At 73.0% G+C, this 15486-nt stretch carries 15 protein-coding genes and 1 pseudogene; 5 read left to right on the top strand and 11 right to left on the bottom strand.

Annotation, left to right across the window (positions count from 1 at the left end; all coding sequences use genetic code 11):
• Positions 1-28: 28 nt before the first annotated feature.
• Positions 29-478: a YbaB/EbfC family nucleoid-associated protein gene (locus CNX65_RS10985; protein ID WP_096492689.1), complete on the bottom strand. Its 450-nt coding sequence runs from the start codon at positions 476-478 to the stop codon at positions 29-31.
• A gap of 411 nt (positions 479-889) precedes the next feature.
• Positions 890-1624: a GAF and ANTAR domain-containing protein gene (locus CNX65_RS10980; protein WP_096492688.1), complete on the bottom strand. Its 735-nt coding sequence runs from the start codon at positions 1622-1624 to the stop codon at positions 890-892.
• Positions 1625-1678: 54 nt separating this feature from the next.
• Between CNX65_RS10980 and CNX65_RS10975 the strand changes: the two genes are divergently transcribed.
• The 3 genes from CNX65_RS10975 to CNX65_RS10965 are packed head-to-tail and all read left to right on the top strand — an operon-like array spanning position 1679 to position 4607.
• On the top strand, positions 1679-2332 hold the full coding sequence (locus CNX65_RS10975) for a response regulator transcription factor (protein ID WP_096492687.1): 654 nt from the start codon (positions 1679-1681) through the stop codon (positions 2330-2332).
• Between the two features lie 5 nt (positions 2333-2337).
• Positions 2338-3684 carry a sensor histidine kinase gene (locus CNX65_RS10970; protein ID WP_096492686.1) on the top strand — a complete coding sequence of 449 codons (1347 nt, stop codon included), beginning with the start codon at positions 2338-2340 and terminating at the stop codon, positions 3682-3684.
• Positions 3681-4607, top strand: a complete 927-nt coding sequence (locus tag CNX65_RS10965; RefSeq protein WP_096492685.1) for a TAXI family TRAP transporter solute-binding subunit — start codon at positions 3681-3683, stop codon at positions 4605-4607. Before CNX65_RS10970 ends, CNX65_RS10965 begins: the two co-directional genes overlap by 4 nt.
• 18 nt (positions 4608-4625) lie before the next feature.
• On the opposite strand, the gene CNX65_RS10960 is transcribed toward CNX65_RS10965, so the two are convergent.
• From CNX65_RS10960 to CNX65_RS10945, 4 genes are all read right to left on the bottom strand, one after another.
• Complete coding sequence (locus tag CNX65_RS10960; RefSeq protein WP_096492684.1) at positions 4626-5198, bottom strand: DUF5655 domain-containing protein; 573 nt, start codon at positions 5196-5198, stop codon at positions 4626-4628.
• Positions 5195-6160, bottom strand: a complete 966-nt coding sequence (locus tag CNX65_RS10955; RefSeq protein ID WP_096492683.1) for a VWA domain-containing protein — start codon at positions 6158-6160, stop codon at positions 5195-5197. Before CNX65_RS10955 ends, CNX65_RS10960 begins: the two co-directional genes overlap by 4 nt.
• Positions 6160-7041 carry a DUF58 domain-containing protein gene (locus CNX65_RS10950; RefSeq protein ID WP_232520143.1) on the bottom strand — a complete coding sequence of 294 codons (882 nt, stop codon included), beginning with the start codon at positions 7039-7041 and terminating at the stop codon, positions 6160-6162. Before CNX65_RS10950 ends, CNX65_RS10955 begins: the two co-directional genes overlap by 1 nt.
• Positions 7042-7229: 188 nt before the next feature.
• A complete protein-coding gene (locus tag CNX65_RS10945; RefSeq protein ID WP_015800979.1) occupies positions 7230-8270 on the bottom strand; it encodes an AAA family ATPase in 1041 nt (346 codons plus the stop codon).
• Positions 8271-8425: 155 nt separating this feature from the next.
• Here CNX65_RS10945 and CNX65_RS10940 point away from each other — a divergent pair, with 155 nt between their 5' ends.
• Both CNX65_RS10940 and mobA read left to right on the top strand, forming a co-directional pair.
• Positions 8426-9070, top strand: coding sequence for a class I SAM-dependent methyltransferase (locus tag CNX65_RS10940; protein ID WP_096492682.1), 645 nt, complete (start codon positions 8426-8428; stop codon positions 9068-9070).
• 33 nt (positions 9071-9103) lie between these two features.
• Positions 9104-9703, top strand: a complete 600-nt coding sequence (gene mobA, locus CNX65_RS10935; RefSeq protein WP_408608534.1) for a molybdenum cofactor guanylyltransferase — start codon at positions 9104-9106, stop codon at positions 9701-9703.
• Between the two features lie 951 nt (positions 9704-10654).
• On the opposite strand, the gene CNX65_RS10930 is transcribed toward mobA, so the two are convergent.
• The 5 genes and pseudogenes from CNX65_RS10930 to CNX65_RS10910 all read right to left on the bottom strand — a co-directional run.
• Positions 10655-11044 (bottom strand): hypothetical protein, encoded by a 390-nt coding sequence (locus tag CNX65_RS10930; RefSeq protein WP_157767586.1) that lies wholly within the window; start codon positions 11042-11044, stop codon positions 10655-10657.
• Between the two features lie 68 nt (positions 11045-11112).
• Complete coding sequence (locus tag CNX65_RS10925; RefSeq protein WP_096492679.1) at positions 11113-11694, bottom strand: RNA polymerase sigma factor; 582 nt, start codon at positions 11692-11694, stop codon at positions 11113-11115.
• Positions 11695-11838: 144 nt separating this feature from the next.
• The gene (locus CNX65_RS10920) at positions 11839-13128 is read right to left on the bottom strand and encodes an NlpC/P60 family protein (protein WP_096492678.1); all 1290 of its coding nucleotides are present in this window, start codon (positions 13126-13128) and stop codon (positions 11839-11841) included.
• 133 nt (positions 13129-13261) lie between these two features.
• Positions 13262-14794 carry an AMP-binding protein gene (locus CNX65_RS10915; protein ID WP_096492677.1) on the bottom strand — a complete coding sequence of 511 codons (1533 nt, stop codon included), beginning with the start codon at positions 14792-14794 and terminating at the stop codon, positions 13262-13264.
• A gap of 95 nt (positions 14795-14889) precedes the next feature.
• Positions 14890-15480: pseudogene (locus tag CNX65_RS10910) on the bottom strand (carbonic anhydrase family protein); the annotation flags it as partial.
• Between the last annotated feature and the right edge of the window lie 6 nt (positions 15481-15486).

Below are 15486 nucleotides of genomic sequence, written 5' to 3'. Positions count from 1 at the left end.
CGCGCACGCGGCAGCCGGGGGAGGCCGTTCACCCCAGGTAGCTGTCCCCGCTGAAGTCCCCGTCATCGACCGCCCGCTTCTCCACCGCAGGCGCCCCCGACTCCCCCCGCGCCTCAACCTGCGGAAAGTTCCGCTGCGCGGTGGCCACGATGTGCTGCCCCGCAGCGGTCTGCCCCACCGTCTCGTCAACGATCCGCGCCAACTCCGCCGCGTACCCGGCCTGAGCCTTGCGCATCGCCTCAAGCACAGCCGCCGCGATCTGCTCGGGCCGCAACTTGGACACCCCGTCCGTCATGACGACGTCGCTGGGAATCCCGTTGGGCCCCACCGTGACCTCGACCGCCCCGTCAGCAGCGCTCCCGGTGAGCGAGATGCGCTCGGCAGCCTCCCGCATGGCCTCGTACTTGGCCGCACGCTCCTGTGCCCCACGCTCCCAGTCGTCGACGAGACTCCGTGAATTCCCGATCGGATCAGACACAGCTCTCCCCTTCGCAGCCGCGCGGCAGCAGGCACTCCAAGCCAGCCCCCGCCGCAAACCGAACGCACTCGCGGGCTGCGGGGCGAGCGCAGCGAGCCCACGCAGCCCCACTCCCGCGTCCCTCTTCTCCGTTTGGCCTGGCGAAGCCCGAGCACGCTTGTCAAGATGCCGCCGCACTGCCCGGAAGACCGCCCGAGTCATACGGCGTCTTGACGAGCGTGCTTGCCTGAAAGGAGGCCACACGGAGAAGAGGGACCCGGACCACCGCAGTGGTAAACCGCACCACCAACAAAAGCGTCACCGGCCGGCAGAGCCTGTGCCCCTCTTTTTTGGAGGTCTGCCCCGCCGGCGAGGCGTGCTCTTCAGCTCTTGATCTTCAACTCTTAAAACCCCCCACGCCCCCACCCCCCATCACCCAGCCGTGCGCACCGACTCCAACAAGTTCTTCGCCACATCCCGCAACTTCGTGTTCTGCCTCTGAGACTCCTCAGCCAACTTCCGGAACGCCTCATCCGGCCCGATCCCGTGCGCAGCCATCAGCACCCCCTTCGCCTGATCGATCTCCGCCCGCGACAACAGCGCCCGCTGCAGGTTCGCGATCAACGCCCGAGACCGCTCGTACCTCCGCGCCCCCGTGATCGCCGTGGACGCCGCCGTGGTGAACAACCTCAACAACGCCTCGTCGAACGGGTCGAACCCGTGCTCGTCCTCGCTGTACAGGTTCAACGCCCCGAGCAACCGGTGCCCGTCCACGTCCACCACCAGCGGCGCCGACAGGTAGGCCCGCGCCCCTGCCCGCTCGGCCGCCTCCGCGAAGTCCGGCCACCGGTCCCGCGCCTCGGCGACCGACACCCGCACCGGCTTCAGCGAGTGCGCCGCGTCCAGGCACGGCCCCACCCCGGCCCGGTACTGCACCTCGTCGACGTCCGCGACCAGCTGCTCGGTAGCCGCGGCGGTGCGCCCGCCCTCGCCCTCCACGAGCGTCACGCTGACCGCGGTCGTGTCGGGGATGACCCGCACGGCGGACTCGGCGAGCTGGTTCAGCACGCCCGCGAGCGGGTGCTCGTCGACGAGCTGCGCCATGAGGTCTTCCAGCGCCTGGCTGGCCTCGTCGAGGTGCTCAGCGGCGGTGGCATCGGTGTTCACACCGCATTGTCTACACCCCGGACGCCATAATCACCCGCACCGGAAGGGGGCCGCGTGCGCGTGCTGCTCGTGGAGGACGACGACGGTGTCGCCGACGCTCTCGTGGAGGTGTTGCGCGACCACGGCCACCGGGTGCTCCGGGTCAGCCGGGGGACCGACGCCCTGCTGGTCCACCGGGACCACGACCTGGTCCTCCTGGACCTGGGCCTGCCGGACGTCGACGGCTTGGAGGTGCTGCGCAAGCTGCGCCTGGTGGCCTCCGCGCCCGTGCTCGTGCTGACCGCGCGCGGCGACGAGCGGTCCGTCGTCCGGGGCCTGCGCCTGGGGGCCGACGACTACCTCGTCAAACCCGTCCGCCTCGGCGAGCTCCTGGCCCGCATGGACGCGGTGGCGAGGCGCACAGCCGTGACGAGCACGACAGAGCACGTGCGCGTGGCCGACGTCGAGATCGACCTCCCCGGCAGGCGCGTGCTGGTCGCGGGCTCCGAGGCGAGGCTGACCGCCAAGGAGTTCGCGATCCTCGCCGCGCTGGCCAGCCGCGCGGGCACCGCCGTCAGCAGGCAGCAGCTCATGGACGAGGTGTGGGGCGACGCCTACCTCGCCGTGTCCCGCTCCCTGGACGTGCACCTCGCCGGCCTGCGCGTCAAGCTGGCCCGCCCCGGCCTGATCACCACGATCCGGGGCTTCGGCTACCGGCTGGGCGGCTGATCCCCGTGCGCCGCCGCCTCCTCCTCGTCCTCCTCCTGTTCTCCTCCGCCGCGGTGGCCGGTTTCGCGATCCCGCTCCTCGCCACCACGGCCGCCGAACGCACCCAGCGCTTCGCCCTGGACCGCACCGCCGACCTCGACCGCTTCGCCGCGCTCGCCCAGCAGAGCCGCGCGACCGACGACCTCATCCCCTTGACCGCCGAGGTCCGCGCCCACACCGAGCTCTACGGCGAACCCGTCCTGGTCGTCGACGCCCGCCGCCTCCCCCTCGCCGGGACGAGCGCCCCCGACCTCACCACCGCCCTGGACGCCGCCCTGCGCAACCAACCCGCGGCCCCCGTCCCGACCGTGCTGCCCTGGTCGTCGGGCGAGGTCGTGTTCGCCCGCCCGGTCGGCGCAGGCGCCCGCGTGGAGGGGGCGGTCGTCCTGCGCGCCAACGTCGACCGCGCCGCCGCCGACGTGACCCGCCGCTGGCTCTGGGTCCTCCTGGGCGCGCTGGCGGCGGCGGCCGGGTCGGTGCTGCTGGTCGTGGCCGCGACCCGCTGGCTGCTGCGCCCGGTCGCCGAGCTGGAGGCCGGGGTGCGCGCGGTGGCGCTGGGCCACCGCAACGCCAGGGTCGCGGCGGTGAGCGGACCGCCGGAGCTGCGGGAGCTGGCCGTGCTGTTCAACCGCATGGCCGAGACCGTCGGCGAGGCGGCCGAACGCCAGCGCGGGCTCATCGCCGACACCTCCCACCGCCTGCGCAACCCCATGGCCGCCCTGCGCCTGCGCCTGGACGCCCTGTCCCCGAACATCCGCCCCAGGGGCGAGCGCGCCCACACCGCGGCCCTGACCGAGGCCGACCGCCTCGAATCGATGCTGAACGCCCTCCTGGCGCTCGCGTCCGCCGAGAGCCGCACCACCGAGACCGCGAACGGCGACCACGACGAGCTCTGCGACGTCGCCGCCGTGGTGGCCGACCGCGCCGACGCCTGGCGCACCCCGCCACCACCGCCGCCACCCCCGTCCCTCCCGGTGCTGGCCAGGTGCCGCGCGGAGGACGTGGCGCAGGTCCTGGACGTGCTGCTGGACAACGCCGACAAGCACGGCGGGACGGCGCGGGTGGCGGTGGGCGCGGACCGCGCCGCGGGCACGGCGTGGTTCGAGGTCCACGACGACGGCCCCGGCCTGCCCGAGGAGTCCTTACCGCGCGCCACCACCCGGTTCTGGCGCGGCGACACCGACGCGACCGGCACCGGCCTGGGCCTGGCGATCGCGCACGAGCTGGTCAAGGCCTGCGGCGGCCGGTTGCTGCTCACCTCGCCGGGCGGCCTGCGCGCCCGCGTGGAGCTGCCCCTGGAGCCGCCGCTGTGACCACCCGCCGCACCGCCCTGCTGGCCTGCGCGGTGACCCCGCTGCTGGTCACCTGCGCCCCGAGCGCACCGCCCGCCCCGATCGTGGTCGCCGCGGGCGAGGAGGGCGGCTTCTACCTGGACTTCGCCACCCTCCTGGCCGCCCAGCTCCCGTTCCCCGCGACCCCGCGCCCCACCGAGGGCAGCCGCGACAACCTCCGCCTGCTGGCCGCCCGCCAGGCCGACCTGGCCCTGACCCTGGCCGACGCCGCCCAGGAGGCGCGGGAGGCCCAGGAGGCCCAGGACCTGCGCGCGCTGGGCCGGGTCTACGAGAACTACCTGCAACTGGTCGTCCCCGCAGGCTCCCCGGCCCGCACCGCGGGCGACCTGCGCGGCCTGCGGGTGTCACTGGGCGCGGCGGGCTCGGGCGCGGCGCTCGCGGGCGACCGCCTGTTCACCGCCCTCGACCTGCACCGCGACACCCGCGTGGACCACCTCCCGTTCCGCACCGCCGCACGCGAGCTGGCGGCGGGCCGGATCGACGCCCTGCTGTGGTCGGGCGGCGTCCCCACCCCGGCCCTGACCGACCTGGGCGGCGTCCGCCTGCTCCCCCTGGCCGACGCCCTCCCCGCGCTGCGCGCGCTCGGCGACGGCGACGGCGGCGGCGGCGGCGACCACTACGAGCAGGTCACCGTCCCGGCGGGCGTCTACGGCGCGGCGGCCGAGGTGCGCACGATCGGCGTGGCGAACCTCCTGGTGTGCCGCCCCGACCTGCCGGACGCCACCGCCGGCGCGACCGCGCGCACCCTCGTGGGCCGGGCCGCGTCACTGGTGCCCGACCAAGCGCTGGGCGCGCAGTTCCTGGACGTGCGCAGCCTGATCACCACCACCGGCGTCCCCCTGCACCCCGGCGCGGCGAGCGCGTACCGCGACCTGCACGGCTGACCAGCCCCACGCGCGGCTCTAGCAGTTCTCCGAATAAGCCCGCCGCAACCAGTCCACGGTCTCCCCGTCGACCTCGTCCGCGCTGGTCACCACGATCCGCACGGTCAACGACGCGTTCCCGGACACCGCGACGGCCGCCAGCCGCCCCACCGGCTCCTGCCCGACCAGCCTCAACCCGAGGTCCACCCGGTCCCGCCCCACCGGCCGCAGCACCGCGTAGGTCCGCCGGGGCGTCACCAGGGCCACGTGCGTGCGCCGGACCTGCACGTGCTGCGCCCCGAACGTCCCGCTCTCCGCGACCAGCCGCTCCAGCACCGGCCGCAGCTCGGGCCGCCCCGAGTACTGCGCCGCCAGCACCCCCGACGCGACCCCGCCCAGCGGTTCCGGCCGCCCGAACCGCTCCATCACCAGCAGCAGCTGCGGGTACCCGAGCACCCCGCGCTCCCGCAGCCACCGCCGAACCCCGACCTCGGTGCCCTCACCGCACCCCAGGACCCGCCGGTTCCACTCCACGACCCCGGTCCCGGTCTGCCTGCGCAGCAGGGTGGCCGACCAGTCGGCCACCTCCTGCCACGCACGCGCGGTCGTCAAGGAAGGCGTTGCCCGAGGAGGAGGGACCCGGCCACGGCGAGCATCGCGACCAGCGTGCCCGCGACGAGCCACGGCCTGCTGGCGTCGGCCTGCTTCTTCTCGTAGCCGATCTGCTCGCCGAGCGTGTCGTACACCCGCCGCAGCTCCTCGGCGGAGGCCGCCTTGAAGAACTCGCCGCCGGAGATCTTCGCGATCTCCTTCATGGACTCGTCGTCGACCGGCACCTCCTGCGCCTTGCCGTTGATGTCGACGCTGCCGCGCTCGGTGCCGAAGGAGATCGTGGAGATCGGGATGCCCGCCTCCTTCGCATCCCCCGCCGCGTCCGTGGCCTTGCGCGTGCCCACGGTCTCCTTGCCGTCCGTCATCAGCACCACGCGCGCAGGCGGCGGCCCGTCCGCGCCGCCCACGACCTTGCCGAACGAGTCGATGGCGGACAGCGCCGCGACGATCGCGTCACCGGTGGCGGTGGACTGGGCGAGCTTGAGCCCGTCGATGCCCTGCGACACCGCCGAGCGGTCCGTGGTGGGCGCGACCAGCACCGTCGCCGAGCCCGCGAACGAGATCAGCCCGAGGTTGATGCCCGGCGTGAGCCCCTCCGCGAACGACTTGGCCGCGACCTGCGCCGCCTCCAGCCGGGTGGGCTGCACGTCGGTGGCCTTCATGGACAGCGACACGTCGATCACCAGCATCACGGTGGCCCGGTTGCGCGGCACCTTCTGCTCCGCCGTCGGCCCGGCGAGCGCGACCGTGAGCAGGATGAACGCCACCATCAGGAACGCGGCGGGCACGTGCCGGTACCAGCCCTGCCGCTTGGGCGCGACGCGCTCCAGCAGCGCCAGGTTCGCGAACCGCAGCGACCGCTTGCGCAGCACCCGCTGGAGCACCACGTACAGCGCCGCGAGGCCTGCGACGACCAGCAGCAGCAGGAACCACCACGCCGAGGCGAATCCCGACAGGCTCATCAGGCCACCCCTCCCGACCAGCGGCGCTTGCGGGCGACCACGAAGCGCACGGTGTCGGCGATCCAGTCCGAGTCGGTGCGCAGCACCAGGTGTCCGGCCCCCGCGCGCCGCAGCCCGGCCGCGACCTCGGCGCGGTGCTCGGCGGCGGCGGCGGCGAACTCGCGGCGCAGCAGCGGCGAGGCGACCACCTCGCGCTGCCTGCCGGTCTCCGGGTCGGAGAGCACGACGGTGCCCACGTCGGGCAGGTCGACGTCGCGCGGGTCGACGACCTCGATCGCCAGGAGGTCGTGCCGCGCGGACAGGGCGCGGAGCGGGCGCTGCCACTCCAGCTCGCCCAGGAAGTCGGAGATCACCACGACCAGCCCGCGCCTGCGCGGCGGTCGGCGGAGCTGCTCCACGAGCTGCGCCAGGTCGCCCCTGGTGCCCTCGGGCGCCCTGGGCGTCTCGGCGACCTTGCGCACCAGCCCTCGGGCGTGCGCGAGGCCACCGCGCGCGGGGACGCGCACGACCTGCTCGCCGGTGGACACCAGCGCGCCGATCCGGTTGCCGCCGCCCCTGGTGAGGTGGGCGGCAGCCGCGACGCCCGCGACGACCAGGTCGCGCTTCTCGCACGCCGCGGTGCCGAAGTCCAGGCTGGGCGAGAGGTCGACGGCGACCCACGTCTCCAGCTCGCGGTCGGCGACGGTCTCGCGGATGTGCGGGACGGTGGTGCGCGCGGTGACCGCCCAGTCCATCCGGCGCACGTCGTCGCCGGGCTGGTACGGCCGGGCCTCGCCGGGCTCGGAGCCGGGACCGGGGACGAGCCCGAGGTGGTTGCCCTGCAGCAGCCCGTCGAGCCGCCGGTTGACCTCCAGCTCCAGGGTGCGCAGGGCGGCCTCCATGCGACCGCCGTGCAGCGCGGGCGGGGCCCAGCGGGGCCGGTCAGCCACGCCCTCCGGTTCCGCGTCGGGGTTCAGGCCGCTGGGGTTCAGGCCGCTGGGGTTCTGCGCCCCCGCCGCCCGCGTCCCCGGCGTTCCCGGCCCCTGCGCGCCCGATCCCGCGGTGGTGGTGTTGGTGTTGTCTGCTGGGGTCACGGCCTGCCCACGGGCTGCGGCGCGCCGCCTGCCTGGGGCCGGGCCGACACCTGCGGCAGCGGCACGGTCTGCAGGACGCGGGTGATGATGTGGTCGAGCGGGACGCCGTCGGCGAGCGCGTCGTAGGACAGCACGAGCCGGTGCCGCAGCACGTCCGGCACCACGTCCACCACGTCCTGGGGCAGCACGTAGTCGCGCCCGCGCACCAGGGCCAGCGCGCGCGAGGCGGCGATGATGCCGAGGCTGGCGCGCGGCGAGGCGCCGTACGCGACCCAGCCCGCGACGTCGCCCAGCTGGTGCTCCTTGGGCGCGCGGGTCGCGATGACCAGCCGCACCACGTAGTCGACGAGCGCGTGGTGCACGAACACCCGCGAGGCCACGCCCTGCAGCCGCACCAGCTCCTCGGGGCTGAGGACCTGCTGCGGCACGGGGGCCTCGACGCCCATCCGGTAGACGATCTCCCGCTCCTCCTCGGCCGTGGGGTACTCGACCTGGATCTTGAACAGGAACCGGTCGCGCTGCGCCTCGGGGAGCGGGTAGACGCCCTCGTTCTCGATGGGGTTCTGGGTGGCCAGGACCAGGAACGGGGTGGGCATGGGGAAGGTCTTGCCGCCGATGGACACGTGCCGCTCGGCCATGACCTCCAGCATCGCGGACTGGACCTTGGCGGGCGCGCGGTTGATCTCGTCGGCGAGGACGAAGTTCGCGACGACCGGGCCGAGCTCCACGTCGAAGCTCTCGCTGGCCTGCCGGTAGATGCGGGTGCCGAGGATGTCGGCGGGCACGAGGTCCGGCGTGAACTGCACGCGCGAGAAGCTGCCGCCCACCACGGTCGCGAAGGTCTCCACGGCCAGGGTCTTGGCGACGCCGGGCACGCCCTCCAGGAGCAGGTGGCCCTTCGCGAGCAGGCCGACGAGCATCCGCTCGACCAGCCGGTCCTGGCCGACGATCACCCGCTTGACCTCGAACACGGTGCGTTCGAGCAGCTGGGCGTCACGAGCCGGCGTGGTGTGCGCCTCGGCGGCGGGCTCGGACAAGGGTCCTCCTAGACGGGGTTGTGCGACGCGTCCCAGTGTCGCCCCAGGCCGGTGTGGACCTTGTGAAGACCCCCCTGCCGACCAGCGCCCCCGTTCGGGACACCGCCCGATCGGGTAACAGGCGCGGGGCGCGGTCGGGCTTATCGTCGCAGGTTGTGGAAGAGGAGTTCTGGGTGGACTCGTGGGCCGAGGGCGGCTCCCGGACGAGTTTCCACCTCAGGCGGGTGCACCCGCACGCCGAACTGCTGGCCGAGCGCGTCCCCCTGGAGGGGCGGGTGGTGCTGGTGCCGCTGTGCGGGAAGTCGGTCGACCTGCTGTTCTTCGCCGAACGGGCGGAACGGGTGGTCGGCGTGGAGCTGGTCGGGCGGGCGGTGGAGGAGTTCTTCGCGGAGAACGGCCTGTCGCCGACGGAGGTGGACGAGGGCGTGTTCACCGCGGGGAACCTGACGATCCGGAACCAGAGCCTGTTCGACCTGGGGAGGGGGGATCTGGGGAGGGTGGACGTGGTGTACGACCGCGCGGCGCTGATCGCGTTCCCGGAGGCGATGCGGGGGAGGTACGTGGCGAAGATCCTGGAGCTGGCGACACCGGGGACGCGGTACTTCCTGAACACCCTGGAGTACCGCCCGAGCCTGGACTCCCCGCCGTTCTCGGTGGGGCCGGAGGAGGTGGCCGGGTACTACGGGGAGTGGTTCGACATCGAGCACTGGGTGGACGAGGTCCAGCCGGGGCACCGGATGGTGGAGAAGTTCGGGTTGGAGGAACTGCGGGAGCACGGTTTCCTGCTGCGACGGCGCTAGCCTGTTGGCGTGGCGCGGGGGGTTGCCCGGCTTGTGCCCGGTTTTGCCCGATTCGCGCTAGGAACAGGCGGGAGCTGGCCAGACGTGGCGGAACGATCAGCTGAAGCGTGGTCGGCCGTCGTGCTGAGCGGCGGTCGCGGAAGCAGGCTGGGCGGCGTGGACAAGTCGGACCTGGTGGTCCGAGGCCGAACCCTGCTCAAACACGCCCTGGACGCGGTCTCAGGCGCCGCCCAGGTGATCGTCGTAGGCGCCCCGAAGAACGAACCCGACGTCCAGTGGACCAGGGAAACCCCACCGGGCGGCGGCCCCCTGGCCGGCCTGGCGGCAGGCGTGGCCCTGGTGGAACACCCACGCGTGGTGGTCCTGGCGGTGGACCAACCGGGCGTGACGGCATCAACCGTGACCCGCCTGCTCACCACGAACGCGAACGCGGTCCTGGTCGACGCGACGGGCCGAACGCAGTGGCTGACCGGCGTGTGGCGAACGGAGGAGCTCCGAGCGGCCCTACCGCAGGATCCGAGGAACGCGCCGATGCGCGCGGTGCTGGCGGAACTGGTGGAGACCAGACTCCCGGCGACCGAGGCCGAGTCCAAGGACGTGGACACCCCTCAAGACCTGGCCGACCAGTCCTAACCCCACCTCCGCACCCGAGCCTTCCGCACCACACCTTCCGCACCGGCACACGCACCGGCACACGCACCCAGGCCACCCCATGGCCCCCAATCCCCCTAGATCCACAAACCCGGTGAACGACCCGCGAACCCCCAGGTTGACCGGACACTCATCCCCAGGTGAACGGTCCGTTCACCCTTGGTTGAACGGACCGTTCACCCGGCAGCACATGCCCCGCCCACAAGGCAAAGCAGCGAACGGCCCGTTCATCCCAGCCAAAAGCCTCGGCCTTCGGTTGAACGGTCCGTTCACCCGGCAAAACACGGCCTGCGCTCGGGACACCCCAGCGAACAAGACGTCCACCAACGATTGAACGGACCACTCACCAGCAGTCGAACGGTCCGTTCACCAACAGACGAACGGTCCGCTCACCAGCAGACGAAGGGACGCTCGGCAGCAGACGAAGGGACGCTCGGCGCTCACCATCTGTTGAACGGACCGTTCAACCACAAGACGAACCACCCATTCGCCTCTCAAGCCAACAGCCTGCCGCCAGCGGAGCGGTGAACGGCGCGTTCATCACCGGTTGAACGGTCCGTTCAACTCCACACCTCTGGTTGAACGGCGCGTTCAACCCCTCGCCTCCGGTTGAACGGACCGTTCATCGTCCCATCTCCGGTTGAACGGTCCGTTCAACCGCACGATTCCGGTTGAACGGACCGTTCATCGTCCCATCTCCAGGCGGATGGGCCGTTCACCGACTCTTCCCCAGGTGAACGGGCCACTCGCCCCCTCAATCCCGGTTGAACGGTCCGTTCACCCCTCTCGCCTCCGGTTGAACGGACCATTCATTCCCTCATCCCCGGTTGAACGGACCGTTCAACCGCCTAGCCACCGCCGCCCCAGGACACCCCCGGCGAGCAACACGCCCCTTCAGCACCCCCACCGCCCCACCTCACCCCCACCCACCCCTCACCCCCGCAACTCCCGAACCCCCCGCAACTCCCGAGCCCGCCGCAACAACCGCCCCCGCTCACGCCCCGCGAACCACCCGTTCACCGCAGCCACCACCCCCATCCCCGCGATCACCCCGAGGAGCCACCCCCCAGGCGCCCCCCGAACGATCACCAGCGCCCCCACCGCGAACACCGCCCAAGCCCCACCCCCCAACCAAGCCGCCACCACCCGGTCCCGCGCGTACAACGGCGCCCTCCGGGTCAACGCCCACAACGCGAACCCCGCCCACCCGATCCCGATCGCGACCAGCACCCCGAACGACACCGCGGTCCGCGCGGGCAACCCCGGCTCGGTGGCCCACAGCACCCCGATCAGGCAAGCCCCCACCACCCCCCCAAGCCCCACCAGCACGTACCCAACCCGCCGCCGCAAGGACAGAACAGGCCGCAACCCGCCCACAACCTCATCCGGGTTCACGCCGGATACCCCTTCCGCTCCAGCGCGGCCCGCAGCAGGCCGCGTGCCCGGTTGAGCCGGGACTTGACGGTTCCCACCGGCACCCCGCACACCTGCGCGCAGGTCTCCAGCGCCAAATCCTCCAGGTGGAACAGCACGATCACCTCGCGTTCCAGCGGCGGCAGGTCGGCCAGCCCCGCCGCGACCGCCTCGCGGTCCAGCACCAGATCGGCCACCGGATCGACGGGCCGTTCGCCCGAACCACCCGGAACACCCAGGCCACCCGAAAGACCCGCATCACCCGAACCACCCGCCCCCACCGGCTCAACCCGCGACTGGCGGTAAACCCCCCGCAACCGGTTCACCACAGCCCGCCGGGCGATCGTGTACAACCAAGCCCTGAACCGCCCCGTGTCGCGCAACCTCGGCAACCCGGTGAACACCCCGATCCAGACCTCCTGCACCGCGTCGTCATCCCCGCGCCCCAGCATCCGCGCGACATACCGCTCCACGACCGGGTGCCAGGCCCGCACCAGTTCGGCGCAGGCCTCCCGCTCACCGAGCTTGCAGCGGATGACGAGCAGCTCGTCGTCGTCCATGTGACCTCCTCCGCCCGGTTAAGTCGCCGAACGCCCCCCGGAGGTTCACCACCAACCACAAAAAACGGGACCGCGCCACAATCCCGGCACGGCCCCGCACACCCGAAAACCCCGAAAAACCGGAGAACCCCCGAAGCCCCGACCTCAGAGCAGCCGAGTCACGTAAGGCACGATCCCGCTGTACCGCACCGGCGACACCTTCACCGCCGACCCCGAGTAAGGCGCCTCCAACATCATCCCGTCCCCCAGGTACAGCGCCACGTGCGTCCCCCCGCCCGGCCCCCAGAACAGCATGTCCCCGCGCCGCGCCTGCTCCAGCGGCACCCGGTCCCCCGACGTGTACTGGTACCCCGAGTAGTGCGGCAGGTAGATCCCCACCCCCGCGAACGCGTACATCATCAACCCGGAGCAGTCGAACCCCACCGTGTAGTAGTCCCCGTGGACGTCGCCCTCACCCCCGTCCCGCACCCCCACCGTGGGCCCGGTGTAGTTCCCCCCGCCCCACGAGTACCGCACCCCGATCTGGGTCATGGCACGGGCGATCACCGCCTCCACGCCCTCCCCGACCGGCCCGCCGCTACCCCCGCCCACCGGCGGCGCGATCACCGCGGGCGGCCGGAACGCCGCCGCGGCAGCGTCCTCGCGCCGCTTGTCCTCCAACCAGCGCCCGTACCGCTCCCGCTGCGACTCCAACCCCTCCACGGACCCGAGCGCCTGCTCCAGCTCCCCCTGCACCCGCCCGCGCTCCTGCTCGATCGCGCCCGCCTGCTCGCGCTGCGCCCGCTGCGCCTGCACCGCCGCCGCCATCACGCCCTCGGCGGCGCGCTGCGCGTCGTCGGCGGCCTTCTCCTTCTTCTCCGCCTCACCGCGCGCCGCCCGCGCCGCGGAGTCCTTGTTCGCCGCCTCGTCCTGCGCCTCGTGCAGGTCGTCCAGCGTGTCCAACCCGAACCCGCCGACCGCTTCGAGCAGCTGGGCGCGCGCCAGCAGGTCCTCCGGGCTGGTCGCGCCGAAGTAGGCGGTGACCGAGCCGAGCGCGCTGCCGTGCTCGTAGCTGGCCGCGGCGAACTCGTCCAGCGCCCGGCGGGAGCGCTCCACCGCCTCGAACGACGCGTCCGACTGGGCGCGGGCCGAGTCGGCCTCGGCGCGGGCGGTGTCGGCGGCGGTGCGGGCGATGTCCAGGTCGACCCGCGCCTTGTTCGCCAGCTCCATCTTGTAGGCGACCTCGCTGTCCAGCGCCTGCAGGCGGGACTCGGCCTCGCTCAGCTTGCTGTTCAGCTCGCCGACGCGCGCCGCGGCGGCGTCAGCGGCCTCGCGGCCCTCGCTGATCTCGCTGTCGCTGGGGTTGGGCGGAGGCGGGGGGACAGCCGCTGACTGTCCCGTCAGGACGAGGAGAGCGACCAGCGCGACCACACCGGAACCCGTCCACCGACCCACCGCACCCGCCTCCGCCGCGTCGACCCGTTGCGCCGAACGGCGCAACACCTCGACGGAGACTGTGCCACCGCTCCACCGGGGCCTTCAGCGCCACAGGGGCAACTTCAACCACACGGGTGGCTGACGCGCACGATCAGTTGACCTCGCGGTTGAGCCCGTCCCAGTAGGGCGAGCGGAGCTTGAACTTCTGCACCTTCCCGGTGGCGGTGCGCGGGATCGCGTCCCGGATCTCCACCGACGTCGGGGCCTTGTACCCGGCCAGCCGCGCCTTGCAGTGCGCGATCAGCTCGGCCCCGGTGGCGGAGGCGCCGTCGGCGAGCACGACGAGCGCCTTGACCGTCTCGCCCCACCTCTCGTGCGGGACGCCGATGACGGCGACCTCGGCGACCGCCGGGTGGTCGAACAGCACGTCCTCCACCTCCACCGACGACACGTTCTCCCCGCCCGTGATGATCACGTCCTTCTTGCGGTCGGAGATGACCAGGTGCCCGTCGTCGTCGACGTGCCCGCCGTCGCCGGTGTGGAACCAGCCGCCGTCGAGGGCCTCCGCGCTGGCGCCGGGGTTGTCCCAGTAGCAGTCCATGACCACGTTCGAGCGGGCCAGCACCTCGCCGGTGTCGGAGATCCGCAGGCGGGCGCCGAGCGCGGGGGCGCCCGCGCGGGAGAGCTTGCGGGCGCGCTCCTCGTCGGTCAGCCCGTCGTCCTCGGGGCGGGTGCGGTTGAACGTGAGCAGCGGGGCGGTCTCGGTCAGGCCGTAGATCTGCAGGAACTCCCAGCCCAGCTCGGCGGTGATCCGGGCGATGACGCGGCTGGGCGGCGGGGCGCCCGCGCACACCACGCGCACCCGGCCGCGTCCGGGGACCTCGCCGTCCCAGCGCGCGGCGGCGTCGAGCACCGCGCTCCACACGGCGGGCGCGCCGCAGACGAGGGTGACGCCGTGGTCGCGGACGCGGCGCAGGATCTCGTCGCCGTCGACCTTGCGCAGCACGACCTGCGGCACGCCCAGCCCGGCTAACCCGTAGGGCATCCCCCAGCCGTTGCAGTGGAACATCGGCAGGACGTGCAGGTAGACGTCCCGCTCCCAGGCGCGGGTGTGCAGGGCGAAGGTGACGGCGTTGATCCACAGGTTGCGGTGGGTGAGCCGCACGCCCTTGGGGCGGGCGGTGGTGCCGGAGGTGTAGTTGACGGTGGCGGTGGCGTCCTCGTCGGGGTCGCGCCACGGGCGCGGGGCGACGCCGAAGAGCATCAGCTCCTCCTCGGTGTGCGCGCCGAGGGTGAAGCGGTGCGGGGCGCGGACGCCGCCGAGTTCGAGCTCGGGGTCGACGAGCAGGGCGGTGGCCCCGCTGTGCTCGACGATGTAGGCGACCTCGGCGGGCCGCAGCCGGTAGTTCACGGGCACGCAGACGCGCCCGCTGCCGGGCACGGCGTGCAGGAGTTCGAGCACCCGCGCCGAGTTGGGGCTGACCACCGCGATCCGCTCGCCGACGCCGATGCCCAGGGCGTCGAACCCGGCCTGCCAGGCGCGGACCCGGTCGGCGAACCCGGCGTAGGTGGTGGTGGGGACGGGTGGCGCGGGCTGGTGCGGCTCGTCAACGGCGGCGGTGGTGGAGGCGAAGGCGACCTCGGCCCGCTCCAGGAAGTCTGCGACGGTCAGCGGTACGCGCATCCACCGACGTTATTCTGCCGCCGGGACGCTGACCAGGGACGATGCGTCTCAGTTGGCGGCGGATCGGTTCAGTGCCGCCCCGCCCGCGAGGCCCGTCACTCGCACAGCAGCAGGTACCGCCGCCCGAGGTCCTGGGGCGGCCGGGCCCGGTCAGCGCGGCCCGCGATGAACCGGGCGAGGTGCTGGTCGGCGACCTGCACGGGGTCGGCGAACACCGCGTGGCTGACGTTCTCGCTGTGGTCGGGCGTGCTCAGCGAGCCCTCGTACCGGTAGAAGGAGCGCCGCGCGGGCAGGAGCGCGCCGAGGTCGAACGAGGTGGGCGCGCCGCCCTCGCCGTCGGCCTCGTACCGCAGCAGCACAGAGACGATCAGGACCTGGAGGGCCCGCTCGGCCCGCACGTGCACCGCGTGCAGCTCGGCCTGCTGCGGCTGGCCGTCGACCCAGTGCTCGCCGGGCCGGTGGAAGTGCACGTTGGCGAGCCGGTACACCTCGCCGCCGAGCACGGCCTCCTGCGCGACGACGGGCCGGAACCGCTGCCCGTGCACCTCGGCGACGACGTCGAACCGCTGGCTCCCCTCCTCCCACCGCAGGTCGAGCGACCCGCTGGAACCGGGGACGACGACGGGCGACCTGAGGTTGACCGGTGACTGCCAGGAGGAGGGGTTGCGCACACGGGCAGAAGACCAGACCCC

The organism is Actinosynnema pretiosum (assembly GCF_002354875.1).
Lineage (GTDB): Bacteria > Actinomycetota > Actinomycetes > Mycobacteriales > Pseudonocardiaceae > Actinosynnema > Actinosynnema auranticum.
The sequence above is the reverse complement of the archived record's forward strand: the minus strand, read 5'-3'. Positions and strand labels throughout refer to the sequence as shown.